Origin of the sequence: Colwellia sp. KU-HH00111 (assembly GCF_040362745.1) — a bacterium.
GTDB lineage: Bacteria > Pseudomonadota > Gammaproteobacteria > Enterobacterales > Alteromonadaceae > Colwellia.
In genome coordinates this window covers 360099-377072 of record NZ_BAABWO010000002.1, presented here as the reverse complement: position 1 = coordinate 377072, position 16974 = coordinate 360099, and the positions used below count along the sequence as shown (strand labels likewise).

Sequence of the window (16974 nt, the reverse complement as noted above, 5' to 3'; positions counted from 1 at the left end):
TTAATTCTCTAGCTTATTTATCAATGTATATTTCAACTTATATTTCAAAGAAGTCTTCATCTATTTTCTTCAGGTGCAATACCTGTTCGTCTCTGCTACCGATGTTATATCGCAGCATGAGTTTTGCTAATTCAGTACCATTTATAAGTACAATGCGAGTGCCTAAGTTTTGTGCGGTCTCGATGGCCGATGATGTAAACTCAGATGTTGTAATGAAAATGCCTTTTTGTGCTTTTTTCAGGTTTAATGCACCAAAGAAGTCACGAATATCAACAGCACCGACATTGTTACCTTGGGCATAACGTTTAGCTTGTATGTATATCTGATCTACGCCTAAAGGGTCTTGATCTATAACACCATCAATGCCGTTATCACCTGTTTTACCTAGTGCATGTGCGGCTCCTTCGCCAGTACCACCATATCCCATGGCTACAAGAAGTTCGATTAGGAGATCTTCAAAGAAGGCGGGAGTGACTTTGCGAGTGCGTTCTAGAATGTCTAGGGCTAACGAATCATTGATTTGTTTATAAGCCAAGCGAAGTGCTTCATCAGGAGTTATGTCGTCAACTTCGTCATTATCTTCAACATCATTTTTAGTCGTTACATTTTTTTGGTCTTTAAATGCAATAAACTCATCAAACTGCTTTAGATATTTATTATCGATAACAGCATCATTATCTTGAAGGGCTTTTATTCCACGCTCGGTAATAACAAAATGCGCACGTTTAGTAATATCTAATAACCCTGCTTTAGAAAGGTAAGTACGCGCCCAACCAACACGGTTATCAATAATTCTTTGTTTACCACTAGGTAGCGTTTCTTCACGCTCGTTTTCTGTAAGATTAAACTTATCAGCGAGCTGATTGATGACATCACGAAGTTTTACTTCGCTATTTTTTTCAGGTGAATTATTAGCTGCATTCGCTATTTCAAGAAAAGGGCGCATGAATTGCTGGTAATTGGGGATCATTTCTAGTCCTTTTTCACTTTCCGTGTTTCAAAACCGGCAAGAGTTACTTATTTTAAACCTTATGATTTAATTCAGTTGTCGTGCCACAATGCGTATTGGGAGAATATTGTAAAATCAATAAAAATACTACAATTTAGTAATAAAAATATCACTTTACACCATTGTCATAACCCATTTTTTTTTGTAATTCCTTAATTCTTGCTAACCTCTCTTCTGGCTTCATTTCAGTTACTTTAGCATTAATTACTCCATTGACCGTTGTATAAAGTTCTTGTTTTTCTTTAAATGCTTGAACTGCAACATGCTTCCCCAATAATTCTAATGCTTTACCGATTCCTGTTGGATTAAATTCTCCAATTTCAATAGTTTGATACTCACCTTCTACATTAACAGTTTTCTTAATTAGTTTACGACCAAAACAATGATCTAAGTATTCTTGTATTTGGATTAACACATAATCCGCGTCTATTTTAGTTCTTTCGGTCCGCTCTTGTTTAGCTATTTCAATCGCTGATCTAATGTCAGGTTTTGACAAGTTTTGATTAGCAATTCGGTTAGCTGTTTTTTTACTATAACCGGCTCTAATCGCTGCTTGTGTTCCATTTAAGTCTTTTAGATATTCCTTCACAAACATATCTTGTTTTATTGTTAATTTTTTTACCGGCATTGTTACCACCAAAGATATAAAGTATTGCTATACCACCTGTACCAAAGAGCTAAGACACGCTAGTTATTGAGGTTTAGATGGTATGGCTATTATTAGGGATATTTTCTTTGCTATACCATTTATACCCTTTATTATTTATCACTTAAATCAATTGGGATAGGTGGTATAGCAAGTTCAGGCTATTCGAAGATATCTGAAGCGCTCTCATTTAATATTTCTGCAAAATTTTGCCTCATGACATTGATATCAGGTAGTTCAAAATATTTTCCCTCTCCTCTGTCTGACCTACCAAGACTTGGCCCTGAGATTTCAGCCATTAGCTTGCCTATTTGACTTCTTGCTGAGCCCAATTTAAAAGAGATATTCTTAGACTCACACCAATGATTATATTCATCAATTATCTTGGTTACACCTATCCTGGCATTCTTTGAAAACCCATCATTTCTTAATAAGTGTTCAAATATAAACTGCTGAGAAAGAGTTAGTGATTGAAGCTTTTGTTCAATTAAGGCTTTTGTTGTAGGTGCTTTAAATGGATTGAAGTTCGTTATGTCAGTATTTAACAAATGGTTTAATAATTTAGATGCCCCATTATTATTTATCCAGTTACGCAACTTTAAAAAGTATTCAGTGTCTTGCGCATATTTGGGATTAGGCTCTAAAACTAAATAACGCCTTTCTTTTGTACCTGCTGCAATCACATGATGACGATTACTGGCAAAAACGACTCTTGCATAATTGGGTATTGAAATAGCTTCCAAACCTTTTTGTTCCATTTGTACCGTTGACTCACTGATAAAAGACTTCAATTTATCTGCGGTAGCTCTTGATGTTAGATTTACTTCATCTGCAAATATGAGTAACTTATTTGCTATTACACCATTAAATTGACCTGTAATGTGTCTATCGCCGTTCAAATGAACTCCTTGAGAACCAAATATATCTAATAATGGAATCATCATAGTGCCTTTACCTGTTCCTTCTACAGATTTCATTATTATGGCAACGCTAGGCTTGTCTTCTGGCTTTTGAACTGCATGTGCAAAATATCTAATGAGATAGTTAAAAGCGATATCATCCCCCCCACAAATAACATTTTTAACGTGGTTAAGGTAAATAGAGCAATCTCCCTCAATTGGTTCAACACTTGGTTTTATGAAAGTATTAAAAAAATGAGGCGGGCACTTTTCTTGAACAGGAAAAAACCCCACACCATCTAACTTTTTATTCTTTCCTGGCCACTTTGTCCATGCCCTACCCGCATTGTTTTTAGCAATCATTGGGTAGTCACTAGTAAAATTAATAAATTCATCAATAGATAAAAAAATGCAATTGGAACCATGCATAGTGCATGGTTTTATAAAGGCTATTTTATTTTTACTGCCTATTAACACATGAGTAAATTTCTCATTCATTAAGGTCATTATTTCTACTTCATCTTTATTCAGTTTCTGACCTGATGCTAAAGTATATTTGTCAATTTTAAACATATAATCATTCCAGGGATTTCTTTATTAATGCATATTTATCTTCAATACTTTTTAATTTATCTCTGCGTTTAAGTATCTTTTTTTCTACTAATGACTCTCGAAGAATAGAACGCAAATAAGCTAACCATTCATGATCGCTATTAAACACCCTGTTATGGTAAGAATGGATAATATTTCTATCTTTCAACGTACCAAAAGAAAAAGTAATAATTGGTTTTTGTAAAAGTATATAAAAGAAGGTGTTATTTCCGATATTCAAATAGTGAACCTTTCCATCAGCAATAAAGTTTATTTTAATTAACTCACTATAATTTTCCTTCATGGTAGACCCCTAAAATATTTGATTGAGTAGATTCGAATTTTTTTAACATCATATTTAGTAGATCAACTATATCGCTGTGCTCTAATTCAAAATTAGTACCATCACTTGAATTAGATATTAACTTAACAATGATGTGTAACTCATTTACTTCAAAATCTACAAGTTCAAACTTCCTTGGTAATAAATTCATATCTTAATCCTCCAAACCAGGGTTTTCTTTATTAATAAAAAGAAGCAAGTCAGACAATAACCATGCAACACTGTTCGTGCCCAGAATTTTACGCTTAGGGTGCTTACCTTCTTTTTCTAATTGAGTAGTTCTACTTCTTGATAAGGAAGTGAAGTTTTTTCTTTCAGGATCTCTGACAAGACGTTCTTTTTCGCCATAGATTTCGAGTAATGTTTTACGTTTATTATTAGGAATAGGAAGTTTAGGTGTTTTCATTTGAGTATCCTCTAGTTATCTGAAACTGTCGGATACTTACTATATATATTAAAATTAATGTATCTATAAGGGTAAACTTAGAAATTTACCCTTATAGACAAAGATGTTTAATCAAAAACATTCCTCTACAAATAGTTTATTATTTGGGTAGAGGTTAAGGATGGGTCTATATCCAACATTGATTCTAGTGTTTTTATCTCACTAGAACTGATGATTTTTTTAGCTGTTGGATAATCATTCGTGTTAAAACTAGCTATTTTATCACCAGATAAATCTTGGTAAATAAGGTCACATATTTCCTCAATAGTAATATGTATTTTTGAGTGTTTAGAAAAAACCTTTAAATCTAATATAGGCAATGTATGTCTATTAAATATATTGTGAACTTTTTCTGATTTCCATTTATTATTTGGTTTTTTAACAACTCTTAATGATTCTTGCCCATTTATTACAAATCGCTTAAATTCACTTAACAACTGATTAATTGGTCTTGCCAAATCAATCGAAGCAATTACAGTTGATTTAGAAACTCTAACTGGTTGAAGATTCATTTCTTTAAAAGTAGACTCCATTCCTTTTGTTTTTAATTCCACTTTTAATGGCTGAAAGCTTTTATGAATCAAATCAATATATTCTTCGGTTACAGCCGCTATATTTGGTGTATCAAAATTATTAATTAACAAAGAAGTATTTTTTAAAATTTTATCTGTAGTAAAAGGTAGATGTGCATAATAAAAATTTTCTCCATACACACTTGCAAATGGCTTACCTGTAACTATTTTATTTGCCCAGAAAGTAGTAAGTTGCTCTTTATTCCAAATTATTGAGCCTAAATCTTTATGGCCATAAGGCATTTCATCACTTAACATCCAGTTTCTAAGTTTTAGCTCCTTAATTAGTTGCGAAAAAGTTAACTTTTTCACATCGTTATAACTATCTAAATTAAACCATTCATAATCTTTCATGTTTAACTCCCTGGATAACGATCACAAACGATATCAATTAACTTAGTATTGGATGAATACTCTCCAATATCCCATAGTGGAAAATTATATAAATCACATGCTATCTCTGTGATTGGATATTCAAGTTCAACATCATTTGCCCATGTTTTGGGCAAATTTGTTAAGCCATAAAGCGTTCCCCAAATATTTCCCGCTATTGCGCCTGTCGAGTCTGAATCACCATCATGGCTTACACTAATATTCATTAATTCTTTGAAATTTTTTGCTACTAAAACACAGTAAATAGAAATAGCTAAAGCTTCTTCTGCTATCCAACCTTCGCCCATTATTTTAATAGCGTCATGTGGTAATATATCGGTCTTAGATAATTTCACTGCCTGCTTTATCGCGTTAATTGTTTCATGCTTATATTCTTTTCTATTAAGAATTTCTAGTACCGTTTTACATGCATCAATTAGTGATTCTCCTTCCAATATTTGATAGATAATTACAGCAAAAGCGCCTGATGCTAAATAACCTGTCGCGTGACCATGCGTAAGATTTGCAGCGTTAGAAGCCAACTCAAAACAATCATTAACTGAATATTTATGTTTTAAACGCCAGCAATAAAGCCCAATTGGAGCAACGCGCATCACACCACCACAACCCTTACTATTATTTATTGCCGGCGCTTCAAAGCTATCCATTTCTGCCAATGCAGAAAGACAAGTATTACCAGGGGCTCTTTGTGAATGAAGCTCTATTTGTTGCCAAAGATAACCGTCAGTTTCAACATGCAGCGATCTTGGGGATGAATGACCTTGAGTTTGATACCACCGTTGATAAGCATGACCAATACAACCAAGTTCAGAAGTAACGCCTTTAAAGCAACCTCGGACCCATGAACGAAGTAGCCCTTCTGCTGTAAATAATGTCATTTGTGTATCATCAGTAATTGCACCGGTTTTTCCGTAGGCTATATCAAAATTTTGAATTCCGTCCTTGCCATACTTTTTCAATATTTCATCACGCTTCATAAATTCGACAGGAGCGCCGAAAGCATCACCAATAGCACCGCCAAGCAAACAACCTAAAAACTTTGAACGGGTACTGTCTAAATTTTCAATGGTTTTATGAGGCTCTTGAATACTTTTGTCGCTTTTATTTAAAGTTAAAAAATATTTTTCAAAGCAAAATTTTGATTGATTAAAGAATTCATTTACATATAACTGAGTACCAATATGCTTGTGAGGTAATGGATTCAATGACGTTTGTTTTCTCCACACTTCAAGAGAGCTGACGTCATGACTGATTCCTAATCCATATTGCCAATAACTTAAGTAACTTTGTCCAGCATCAGATGCATAAGATTGAGAAATGCTGCCTGCCCGGTGAGCCGCATATTGTAATTTATTACGACCTATTAACTCACCTGTCATTTGATCGACATTTTCACAAATAGCACGGATTTTATTTAAGGCATTATCATCTAGAGGTTGGTATACACAAATTAGTAAGTGTTCATCTTTTTGTTTAAAGGCAGCTAGTAATTCATCATTTCGTTGTATTGTTACTATCTCATCTATCGCAAGATTTATATCACCATATAAAGCAGTCCAGTTTTCACCCTCAACAAAGTTTTCTTCTTCAATACCTTGATCATTGAATAAATTACATAAAGATAAAATAGCTTTATGTTGGTCTTTATAATTACAGCCTTTCTCGGACATCCTTAGTTGAATGCCTTGTAATAAGAGTTCTTTAGGAATATTTTCAATATTAGTTAAACCCGATTTGAATATTTGCTTAGGCAGGAAGTATTCTTGTTCAGGTATATTTAAATTATCTAGTGCTGCTTTCTTAAAAGTAAGCGAAATTAATTCTGTCATTTATCACCCCTAATTAACGTAGGGAGCTATTAAGCTCGATATTTTGAATAAAGCCTCTTTTCGTTCATCAAAGTAGTCATACTGATCATAAACACCTTCCACGCCTTTAATTTTATGGTTTAAGCACCTCTCACTAATATGAGGTGGTACTTTTAAGCTAGCCAATAAAGTTTTTGCTGATCTTCTTAAGTCATGAATAGTAAAATGCGCAAAATTAAATTTATCTTCTTTAAATAACTTTGCTATTGCTGCATTTAGTGTGTCAGGCGAGACATAAGCTCTTTTACTTCTTCTTCTGTTAGGAAAAATATAAAGGCTTCCAGCTGATCTAATTTCAAGCTCTGAGAGCCAACCTAAAACTTCTGTAGATAAAGGCACCCTAATACTAACGCCTGTTTTAGTTCTTTCTTTCGGTATAATCCAAATTCCTTTATCCAAATCAAATTCGCTCCAAGTCGCAGCCATTAATTCCATTTTTCTACAAGCTAACGATAACAGTAACGCTATTGCTAAATAATTTTCTCTTGTGACTTGATCTTTGTTGGCAGTTAGGACGATAAACAATTCTTTTATTTCTTCAATTGATAAAGCACGTTGTCTTGCAACTTCAATACCGCCAGCATCAGCATATTGAAATGCATCTGCAGGATTGGTTTCTACGATACCAAGTTTAATTCCGTGTCTAAAAATATGCTTAAGATAGTTTAATGCGTCATTTGCAATAGATGGACGCCCTGATTGATCGATGCTTTTAATAACAACTCTAATATCCAGCGGCTTAATTTTCGTTGTGGCGATACCACCCAGTATTGGTGAAATATCTTTTTGATATACTCGCCGATAAATATAAGATGTTTTTATCCGCTTATCACATTCTTTTAACCAGTCTTCTGCTAATGCATCTAATAGTTTAAATGGTTTTACAGAGTCTAGTTTCCTATGTTCTAGGGGATCTTCACCTTCTTTCACCATCATTTTAATTTCAGCTGCTTTTAAACGAGCCTCAGCTAATGACAATGCTGGATATGGTTTTTTAAGAGATATAAATCTGCGTTTACCATATATAGAATACCGAACTTCAAAAGTAGCGGTTGCAGAATTACTTACCCGAAAATAAAGACCATTACCAAGAGATTCTCGGCATGGTTCACCTTTTTTCTGTAGTGCTGTTAATTGTTTAGCGTTAAGTGTTGCCATCAGAATCCTAAAAGTGGTTACAATGATAAAAAAATCCCAATAAAAAAGGGTTACCTATTATTAAGTAACCCTTATTGTAACCATTTTTTCAGATAACGCCAGTAATCTTGAGACACCTTACAATAATAAAACCATATAAAACAAACACCTCAGGTAGCACCCGTAACCACAAACACCCTATTCAATATTCGCAATCTGCTCACGCATTTGTTCAATTAACACCTTTAACTCAACTGCACTGGCGGTAACGTCGGTGTTAATAGATTTTGAGCCAAGTGTGTTTGCTTCACGGTTAAATTCTTGCATCATGAAATCTAAACGGCGACCTTGTGCGCCACCTTTTTTGAGGATTTTTTTGGTTTCGCTGACATGGCTGTTTAAGCGGTCTAGCTCTTCAGCTACATCCATTTTTTGAGCAAGTAATACTAGCTCTTGCTCTACTCGGCCTGAATCTAAATCGATTTTAGCATCGGTAAATTTTTCAATAATACGGTTACGCTGCCATTCTATAATTTCTGGCATTTGCGTTTGTACTTTTTCAGCCTCAAGTGTGATTGCATCAAGGCGCTGTTCAATCATCGCGGTTAGGTTTTCACCTTCGCTAGCACGGGCGTTAATAAAGTCTTTCAGGGCAATATCAAAACCAGCAAGTAGTTCAGCTTGAATCGCTGACATATCAGACTCTTCAGCTTCCATTACGCCAGGCCAGCGCATTACTTCAAAGGGGTTTATTTGGCTGTTAAGTGTCTGTTCGTTTATCCAATTAGCATGTTGTAGTAATTGCTGAGCCAATTTTTCATTGAGGGCGAGTTCACTTTTATTCGCCGCATTAGCGTTAAAACGTAAGCTGCATTCTACCTTACCGCGGTTTAACTGCTTACGAAAACGCTCTCGCAGTACAGGCTCTATGCCACGAAACTGCTCAGGCAAGCGAAAATAGGTTTCTAAAAAACGTTGATTAACGGAGCGAATTTCCCACACTGCATTACCCCAATCGCCTTTAACTTCGTGGCGAGAAAATGCTGTCATACTGTGGATCATAATGGTTACCTACTAAATAATAATGATAAGATTATGCCTTAGTAGGCTTTGAGTGGCTAGTAAAACAGCCTTAGTTAAAATGATTCATCAAGGGGCTGTAAAAATTAAATCACCAAAGCTCACTGAAAAATCAACACACCAGACACTAAAGGTATTAATATCATCGAGGCTATGATTATTTGGCAATTTCACGATAATTGTTGCGTTATTATACGGGACACTGTCTTTTCTTAGCTCATCACCTAAGGTAAACGACTCAATTGAACTGGTGTCAGTATTGTCTGCATAAAAATATACAGCTGGCGCTGTCGCATCATAGTTGAAATTAGTAATAGCGATAGTGCAATTATCAATAATTTCAGCATCTCCCGTTACATCATGAGCTAAGGTATTAAAACTACCTGTAAAACCTACTGACGGATGGTCACTGCCACAGGCACTTTGCTCATTTCCCGTACTTCCCCCTAGGGTAGTTTCAAAGTGCATGACAGCTTGCGCTGCTGAAATTAAGCTGATATTAACCGCATTATTATCTAAAACAAGTTGTTGAACTTGGCTGTCAAAATCTGCACTGGCAAAATCAACCGTTAAGTTGGCCGCTAAGGCATGAATATTGTCATTAAGGGTTATGCCATTTGCTGCATCTCCATCTACATCAAGCGTTTGTAATAACCGTAGCATATTAACGACTTCAGTGTTATTAGTGTATTGTGTACTGAATATAGTTAAAGGGGTTATAACACTGGCAACTGGGGTTTCTAAAAATTCTATGTCACCAATAGAAAAGGTTACCTTTTCATTTAACTGATAGATGAACTCGCCATTTGCATTTGTGACACCTGATTGTGTTTCGGTTTTGTAATTAAGTCCTTGCACAGGTGAATCAATAAATGTGCCAGTATACGTAACTGGCGATGGTTGAATGGCGGGTTGAGATGTATCGGCAGTTGATGAGTCAGAGCCTCCTCCACAAGCCATCAAACTAAGAGATATAATGCAGCCTGTAGATATTACTTTTAACATACAATTCACCTTTTTTTTGTTTTCAATATGCTGTTGAGTTAGCAAAGTATGATTCAATTTCCTGACGAATTCCTCACAGAAGTATCACAATTTGATATTTTTTAAGTGTTAAGTTTTTGCCAATGCGTTTTTATATGCTCTGCCACACGAAACGCGTTTGCATAAATGGTAAAAGTGTAAGGAACACTACCGCCAGTTGGCATAAATGAACCGTCCGTTACATAAAGGTTATCAACCTCATGTGCTTGACAGTTTTTATTTAGTACCGACGTTTTAGGATTATCACCAAATCGGCATCCCCCCGCCATTAAGTTAGTGGCTGGATAACCACTGACTGAAGAATCAATGTTTTTAGCGCCTAGTGCTACTAAAAGCTTTTCAGCTTTATTGGCTAAGTAGGCACCTACTTCGAGATCATGTTCATGATAACCAATACGTACTTTCGCCACCGGATCGCCCCACTTATCGGTCACTTCATCATCAAGGGTTACAAAACAATCATCCGTAGGCAGCCAATCATTAAATACTTCAAACCGTAAGGTTTTATAAGTGGTAAACTCTTGTTTCATACTTTGCTTTAAGGCTTCGCCCCAGAGTAATTGCTCATTACCCTGGTCGTCCGCTCCCCACTGTGTTCCTCTTGCACGTGCAATAGGGTTTTGATGGAATAGAAAGTCGATGGTTCCTCCTTTTGCTTTACCATGACTATTTGCTCCAGCAAAGGTTTTATCCTCTATTTTATACCAGTCTTGCAACGCTCGATTAATAAAGGGGCCAACATGTTTTAGTTCTCTCGCCTGTTGCTCAGTCAACTCATTAAAAAAGAAATCACCACTACCAGTTCCGCCACCACTAAAGAGTAAGTTTTTTCCTACTTGACCATTATTGTTGGCTAAACCATTAGGAAATTTTTCACCTTTGGACGCCAATAACAATCGTGATGTTTCCACCGCTTGACAGGCAACTACATAAATTTTTGCCTTAACTTTTTGTTTTCGTCCCAAGCTATCGTAATAATCAACACTACTCACTTTTCCTTGGTCATCAGTGGCTATTTTATATACCTTGGCATTGGGTTTGATCGTACAATTACCAGTAGCAACCGCATGATTTAATAACGCGGCTCGGCCACTACCTTTAGCACCTGATGAACAGCCATAACTACTACAGTAGCCTGAATACTCACAGCTTTTTCGTCCCATTGCTGGTTTTGATAATATTGCTCTTGGTACCGGTACCGCATGATAGCCTATACTTGCGGCCGCTTTATCTATCCATGCTGACATAGGCACTTCAGCAACAGGAGGATAAGGAAAATCCGTTGAACGTGGCTCTTGATGTGGATGTTCAACCACACGGCCTGAAACACCAACCTCACGTTCTGTCATGGCATAATAGGGCTCCAAGTCATCATAACTAATGGGCCAGTCCGCAACGTTTGCGCCAGCAATGGCACCGAACTCAGTTTTCAAGCGAAAATCAATGGGCTTCAGGCGATGAAAATAACCACTCATAAAATTAGATGAGCCACCGACAACCGTACCATTCCACCATGACCAGCCTGACTGGCTAGTTGCCTCGCCCTGCCATAAGCTGTCGCCATTTTCATCTTGATATTCTTCTTCAATCACATGTTGTTCATCGCTTAATTTTGGGTTGTAAGCGTCATGTATACTGATGGCCAGTTCATCTTTAAAAAATTCTTTTTCTGTTAACCACGGGCCCTTTTCTAGCACTATTACTTTGGCACCCGCTTTTGCCAATGTGTAAACAACCGGTGAAGCACCTGCCCCACTACCAACAACACAAATATCATAAGTTACATTGTTCATGCTTTATTTATTCTCTTAATTGATGAGGTCTTTAGCGGTAATGAGCTCGCTAACTGCTGGTTGTTATGCTGCTCTTTAATGGGGATGGCATTACCCGAGCTTATAGCAAGCTCTTGATGTGCTTTCCCCCGTTGTGGCAGTTCAAAATAGCGTTGCCCAGCCTTAGGCAATGGAAATCCAGGCTGATGTTCAAGCCAATGCCACCCTACTCCGTTTGGGTTGCCACCGTATGCAGGAGGCGCCAACATGGCTTCAAATATATAGGCAAGCAGGGTTGCTAACCAGTTTTCACCCGCCCTAGATTGACTTATTCCCCTAAGGATTATTTCTTTCTCATCAGATGATAGCTTTACAAAGGGCTTATCTAACTGGCTGTGCGCATAACCATTTAACCAACTCACCCCTTTAATAATGAAATCTTTTTCATCTTGATCAATAGGCTGCACTGTTACCACTTGATATAAATACGCTAGCGCATCAATATCTTTAGCGCTAGGACCACTCCGCGGTTTATGTGTAGACTCAGGCAACAAATGCATTAAGGTTGCTTCTAACGTTAACCAAGGATCTTTGGTTAATAACCTCTGCAAGATGTTTTTGTCTGGTGCTGTTGACGCTAAAGCTGGCAAAATCATGCCAGAACTAACGCCGATAGCTCCAGCTCCAGCCGCTGATTTCAAAAACATTCTTCGCGATAAGTTGCTATTCATCCTTGTCGCTGTTGAGTCTTTTTGTCGTTGTCTTTTTTCTTTAAACCAAAGAGGGGTTTTATATGTTTTATCAAAGAATGATTTCAAATGCCTACTCCCACTTGTCTTGATGTTATTTTCCGACACTGCCTTTGAACGCCCATTTATTAAGGAAATTAGACCAATACACTGCTGAATACCGCTGCCCGTCTAATAATTCAGCGGTATCCTTAGATAGCAACATTTTACCTGTTGCTGTAGATACATACATATGAGGGTAACCTAGCACTGGCGGTAACGAAGCCATAAAGTCAGCATTTTCATTGCTGTCGCTGACATTAATTTTTAACAATACGTATTGATTATGTAAGGTTTGATATATGTCTGGGTTTTTCAGTAAAAAATCATCCATTTTATGACACCAAGTACACCAATTACCGCCAATTTCAATTAACACATTGCGGTGTGTACTTTTTGCTAACGCTAATGCTGCATTAGCATCTTTAAAGGGATCGCGTTTTGCATCATAGACTTTACTGTACTCAGGTAATTCATAGGCAAGTTGACTACTATGGTCAGGTGGTTGTACCTCACCAAAACCAAAGAGGCCTAAACAAAATATCAAGGATATAACTAGTTTCATTATCCACTCACTATTAAAAATATTGCTATAAATTACACATCACTGACAAGGTGACCTTTATTATCTCAACTATATTTCAAAAAATGTGCTGAAGCATTATAATAGAGTCAATTATTTACATGCATTTATAAAAAGGGTTACACCATGCGTCCAAGCGGCAGAACATTAGGGCAAATTCGCCCAGTTACCATCACACGTCAATTTACCGCACATGCTGAAGGTTCAGTACTAATTGAATTTGGCGATACCAAAGTGATTTGCACCGCTTCAGTAGAAGAAGGCGTACCTCGTTTTTTAAAAGGCCAAGGTAAAGGCTGGGTAACAGCTGAATACGGTATGCTACCTCGATCAACGCACACGCGTATGCGAAGAGAAGCGGCCAACGGCAAACAAAGTGGCAGAACCTTAGAAATATCACGTTTAATTGCCCGTGCTTTGCGTGCTGCTGTTGATTTGAAAGCTTTAGGTGAAAATACCATTTCGGTAGATTGTGACGTGATTCAAGCCGATGGTGGTACGCGTACTGCATCAATTACCGGCGCCTGTGTTGCGTTAGTTGACGCACTTAACTATATGCGCGCTAAAGACATTATTAAAACCAACCCACTTAAGCATATGATTGCAGCTATTTCAGTAGGGGTTTATCAAGGTGAGCCAGTGGCTGACTTAGATTACGCAGAAGATTCCAATGCTGAAACTGATATGAATGTGGTCATGACTGATACTGGCAAATTGATTGAAGTTCAAGGTACAGCTGAAGAAGAGCCATTTAGCTTTGAAGAAATGCAAGCGATGATGCAGTTGTCTAAAGATGCAATTAATGAATTATTTGACCACCAAAAAGCAGCATTAAGCTAACACCCTCGCTTTTATTGGTAAAGTTTGGAGAAAAAATGAAAGATTATCAACGCGAATTTATTGAATTCGCTTTATCGAAGCAAGTATTACGTTTTGGTGAATTCACATTAAAATCAGGCCGTACCAGCCCTTACTTTTTTAATGCTGGATTATTTAAAACTGGGGGCGATTTAGCACGTTTAGGGCGCTTTTATGCAGCAGCTTTAGTTGATGCAAAAGTCGATTTTGATTTAGTCTTTGGTCCAGCCTACAAAGGTATTCCTATTGCAACCACCACAACAGTTGCATTATTTGATCATCACCAGCTTGATATTCCTTATTGCTTCAATCGTAAAGAAGCTAAAACCCATGGTGAAGGCGGCAGTTTAGTTGGTGCTGAGCTAAAGGGTAAAGTGATGTTGGTAGATGATGTGATCACAGCCGGCACAGCAATTCGTGAGTCGATGGAAATTATCAAAACTCATAATGCTGAGCTTTCTGGTGTGCTAATCGCCTTAGATAGACAAGAAAAAGGCCAAGGTGAATTATCAGCTATTCAAGAAGTTGAACGCGATTTTGGTACCCAAGTTATTGCTATTGTGTCCTTGGCTGATGTTGTGACCTTCCTTGAAGAAAAGCTTGAAAATGAACCAGAAAACCAAGCTGAATTAAGCGCTAGCCTAGCGAGCATCAAACAATATCGTCAAAGTTACGGTATTTAAAACTATAGGTATTGCGTTGTGCAACTAAAAAGCCTACATCTTTGCAGGCTTTTTTACTTTAATTGCTTGATAAACTAAGCGGTTAACTCAAATTTAAAGCTTGGCGCTTTTTCATAAGCTTGGGTGATGCCTGCATAATAATTTTCAATTCTTAATGCTCGTTGTACAACCGCTGCTGGTTGGCTAGGTATAGCACTTTCTTGGTTATCTAAGCTTTTATTAATTAACACTTCATATGAGTGGCTTGAATGACGACTTGATACAGCAGAGGAGGCAGTACCTTGCTCATTTTCTTTATCACTACTTGATGTCCGACCTTCAGCACGTTTAGCTGCCAGCTCAACCAATAACTCTGATTGTGCTTGCATAATCAATTGGGTGGCGGTACTTGCGACTCGAGTATCTTGTATTGATGGGTGAACAGGGGCTAATGCCGCCGCATGAACTTTCTGCATTTTAGCAATTGTTGCTTGAGGATCTCCTTTAACAATAGATAAATCAACGGAAACCTCCCCTTCTACCGCATATCTTTTACCGTCAGGGCCGGTAGTGTAAGACAAGCTAGGTGCGCCAGTAACAGAGCCACCAACAGCAGCATGAGCAGCTTCATGAGTACGAACTTCTTTATCCCTTTTCTTGAGTTCGCTAATAACCCGTTCGTGTTCTAATTGTTCAGCACGGGTCTGCTCTGAGCCATCTTTTGCTGTGTTACTATCGCTAGCTTCTTGAGCTGAAGGCTTTGAACCACCAGTGTCACCTTGGTGTTCATGCCCTTGGTGTTCATGTTGTTCGGTGATACTGCTATTAGCTAATTTTGCCTGTTCGCTAATATTAGCAAAATCTATGGTAGCATTATTTTGAGCGGGTGTTCTGCCACGCTCTTTATCTGAAGCAAGCCCTTTCTCAGCCGTCGATTGACTGGTTGCTGGGGCCTGAGTGATCATATCTCGTTGGTTATTCTCACGACGCAAGCTTTCCGTATGCGGATTAAGCACAGTTGGAATGGATAAATTGGGTACTTGCGGTGTAATGTTCATAATTAACTCACAGCTTCACCTATTATGCCGTTACATCGAGTAAGGTTCCTAAACTATCATCAGCTGTTTTAATTATTTCAGTAGAAGCTTTTGCTTGATGTTCAGCAACTTTCAAATCAACAATTGACTGATTTAAACTAGGAATTTTTTGCTCACTACTTACAGCCGCTTGACTAACAACATCAACCTCACGAGTAGCGCCGGTCTGAGCAACAATATCTGCAGCTGCTTGATCAGCGACTTCTGTGGCTTTTTGCAGGCCTTGAATGCCTGAATTAAATGCCGATTGTATTTCCATCAGACTGTCCTCATTAAACGTTATCTGTACTGATTAATTATTAGCCAAAACGGTGAAAAAGTAAAGGTTAATTACACTCGTTTTGCTAGTGGATAAACCTTGCCAACAGCCAATTAACAAGTATTTCTTTAAAATCATCTGCATGCGAAATAAAAGGTGCGTGCGATGCCTGAAGAAATATATGTTGTTCGCTTTCTTGGGCAAGTGTCTCAACCTGGCTGATAACCCTTTTAGGTACCAAACTATCTGCATTGCCATACAAGCGTAAAAAGGGTTGATAAATATCCTTTAGCCTAGGCCTGAAATCAGTGCTTTCTAATAATTTTAGTGATAGATCGAGCGTTTTTTTATTTGCCATTTCATGTTTGAATATTAAGGCAGTGAGCTGTTTAACATCTTGACGAATATGCGGGCTACCCATCGCCTGAATCTTTAAGAAGCCGCTAATGGTTTTTTGTGTATCTATCTTGAGTTGTTGATGAAATGTCTCAAGCACTTTAGGTTTTATACCTGGCCATAACGTATCTTTTTGTTCATTCATTTCCTCTGTAAAACGAGGTGAGCTTGCCACGGTGATCAAACCAAGTACCTTTTTTGGATAACTTAACGCCATTTCAGTCGCAACCAATCCACCCAAAGACCAGCCTAAATAGATTGCTGGTTGTTTAATAGTGTTAACAATACATTGACAAATATTAGCCAATGAATAGCTGCTAAGCGTATTATCAATATTGATTCCATAACCAGGTAAGTCCAGGGTTACGATGTAGAAGACATCAGTAAACTCTGGAGTTAACTGTTCAATAAAAGGTTGCCATACTGCTGAGTTCAAGCCCCACCCATGTAGTAAAACTAGTGGTATTTTGTGTTGCTTTTGCTTTGCGGTTAATTCAGGGTAAGTGGAAATATGGAGAATTTCTGCCATGCT

Annotated in this window: 19 protein-coding genes; 2 read left to right on the top strand and 17 right to left on the bottom strand. The window is 37.5% G+C overall.

Features of this window, described 5'->3' with window-relative positions; all coding sequences use genetic code 11:
• Nucleotides 1-37: 37 nt before the first annotated feature.
• From ABXG98_RS05960 to ABXG98_RS05895, 14 genes are all read right to left on the bottom strand, one after another.
• Complete coding sequence (locus tag ABXG98_RS05960; RefSeq protein WP_353537780.1) at nucleotides 38-970, bottom strand: restriction endonuclease; 933 nt, start codon at nucleotides 968-970, stop codon at nucleotides 38-40.
• Between the two features lie 148 nt (nucleotides 971-1118).
• Nucleotides 1119-1637, bottom strand: a complete 519-nt coding sequence (locus ABXG98_RS05955; RefSeq protein ID WP_353537779.1) for a terminase small subunit — start codon at nucleotides 1635-1637, stop codon at nucleotides 1119-1121.
• A gap of 179 nt (nucleotides 1638-1816) precedes the next feature.
• On the bottom strand, nucleotides 1817-3127 hold the full coding sequence (locus ABXG98_RS05950; protein ID WP_353537778.1) for a DUF5906 domain-containing protein: 1311 nt from the start codon (nucleotides 3125-3127) through the stop codon (nucleotides 1817-1819).
• Nucleotides 3128-3131: 4 nt separating this feature from the next.
• Nucleotides 3132-3449 carry a hypothetical protein gene (locus tag ABXG98_RS05945; protein ID WP_353537777.1) on the bottom strand — a complete coding sequence of 106 codons (318 nt, stop codon included), beginning with the start codon at nucleotides 3447-3449 and terminating at the stop codon, nucleotides 3132-3134.
• Entirely contained in the window at nucleotides 3433-3639 is a 207-nt protein-coding gene (locus ABXG98_RS05940; RefSeq protein ID WP_353537776.1) for a hypothetical protein, read from the bottom strand. The genes ABXG98_RS05945 and ABXG98_RS05940 overlap by 17 nt, the downstream gene beginning before the upstream one ends.
• Nucleotides 3640-3642: 3 nt before the next feature.
• Nucleotides 3643-3894, bottom strand: a complete 252-nt coding sequence (locus ABXG98_RS05935; protein ID WP_353537775.1) for an AlpA family phage regulatory protein — start codon at nucleotides 3892-3894, stop codon at nucleotides 3643-3645.
• A 125-nt stretch (nucleotides 3895-4019) separates the two neighbouring features.
• Nucleotides 4020-4859: a DUF6387 family protein gene (locus ABXG98_RS05930; RefSeq protein ID WP_353537774.1), complete on the bottom strand. Its 840-nt coding sequence runs from the start codon at nucleotides 4857-4859 to the stop codon at nucleotides 4020-4022.
• A gap of 2 nt (nucleotides 4860-4861) precedes the next feature.
• The gene (locus tag ABXG98_RS05925; RefSeq protein ID WP_353537773.1) at nucleotides 4862-6727 is read right to left on the bottom strand and encodes an ADP-ribosylglycohydrolase family protein; all 1866 of its coding nucleotides are present in this window, start codon (nucleotides 6725-6727) and stop codon (nucleotides 4862-4864) included.
• A gap of 9 nt (nucleotides 6728-6736) precedes the next feature.
• The gene (locus ABXG98_RS05920) at nucleotides 6737-7924 is read right to left on the bottom strand and encodes a tyrosine-type recombinase/integrase (protein WP_353537772.1); all 1188 of its coding nucleotides are present in this window, start codon (nucleotides 7922-7924) and stop codon (nucleotides 6737-6739) included.
• Nucleotides 7925-8101: 177 nt separating this feature from the next.
• Nucleotides 8102-8965: a YicC/YloC family endoribonuclease gene (locus tag ABXG98_RS05915; protein ID WP_353537771.1), complete on the bottom strand. Its 864-nt coding sequence runs from the start codon at nucleotides 8963-8965 to the stop codon at nucleotides 8102-8104.
• A gap of 87 nt (nucleotides 8966-9052) precedes the next feature.
• Complete coding sequence (locus ABXG98_RS05910) at nucleotides 9053-9988, bottom strand: DM13 domain-containing protein (RefSeq protein ID WP_353537770.1); 936 nt, start codon at nucleotides 9986-9988, stop codon at nucleotides 9053-9055.
• Nucleotides 9989-10089: 101 nt separating this feature from the next.
• Nucleotides 10090-11820, bottom strand: coding sequence for a GMC family oxidoreductase (locus tag ABXG98_RS05905; RefSeq protein ID WP_353537769.1), 1731 nt, complete (start codon nucleotides 11818-11820; stop codon nucleotides 10090-10092).
• Nucleotides 11817-12617, bottom strand: coding sequence for a gluconate 2-dehydrogenase subunit 3 family protein (locus ABXG98_RS05900; RefSeq protein ID WP_353537768.1), 801 nt, complete (start codon nucleotides 12615-12617; stop codon nucleotides 11817-11819). Before ABXG98_RS05900 ends, ABXG98_RS05905 begins: the two co-directional genes overlap by 4 nt.
• A 25-nt stretch (nucleotides 12618-12642) precedes the next feature.
• Complete coding sequence (locus ABXG98_RS05895) at nucleotides 12643-13152, bottom strand: thioredoxin family protein (protein WP_353537767.1); 510 nt, start codon at nucleotides 13150-13152, stop codon at nucleotides 12643-12645.
• Between the two features lie 144 nt (nucleotides 13153-13296).
• Between ABXG98_RS05895 and rph the strand changes: the two genes are divergently transcribed.
• Both rph and pyrE read left to right on the top strand, forming a co-directional pair.
• Nucleotides 13297-14010, top strand: coding sequence for a ribonuclease PH (gene rph / locus ABXG98_RS05890; protein ID WP_353537766.1), 714 nt, complete (start codon nucleotides 13297-13299; stop codon nucleotides 14008-14010).
• Between the two features lie 35 nt (nucleotides 14011-14045).
• Nucleotides 14046-14711: an orotate phosphoribosyltransferase gene (gene pyrE, locus ABXG98_RS05885; RefSeq protein ID WP_353537765.1), complete on the top strand. Its 666-nt coding sequence runs from the start codon at nucleotides 14046-14048 to the stop codon at nucleotides 14709-14711.
• A gap of 74 nt (nucleotides 14712-14785) precedes the next feature.
• Here the strand turns inward: pyrE and ABXG98_RS05880 are convergent, their stop codons facing one another.
• The 3 genes from ABXG98_RS05880 to bioH form a co-directional block, all read right to left on the bottom strand.
• On the bottom strand, nucleotides 14786-15748 hold the full coding sequence (locus tag ABXG98_RS05880; protein ID WP_353537764.1) for a putative metalloprotease CJM1_0395 family protein: 963 nt from the start codon (nucleotides 15746-15748) through the stop codon (nucleotides 14786-14788).
• Nucleotides 15749-15770: 22 nt separating this feature from the next.
• A complete protein-coding gene (locus ABXG98_RS05875) occupies nucleotides 15771-16046 on the bottom strand; it encodes a hypothetical protein (protein WP_353537763.1) in 276 nt (91 codons plus the stop codon).
• A gap of 85 nt (nucleotides 16047-16131) precedes the next feature.
• Nucleotides 16132-16971, bottom strand: a complete 840-nt coding sequence (bioH, locus tag ABXG98_RS05870; protein WP_353537762.1) for a pimeloyl-ACP methyl ester esterase BioH — start codon at nucleotides 16969-16971, stop codon at nucleotides 16132-16134.
• Nucleotides 16972-16974: the final 3 nt, after the last annotated feature.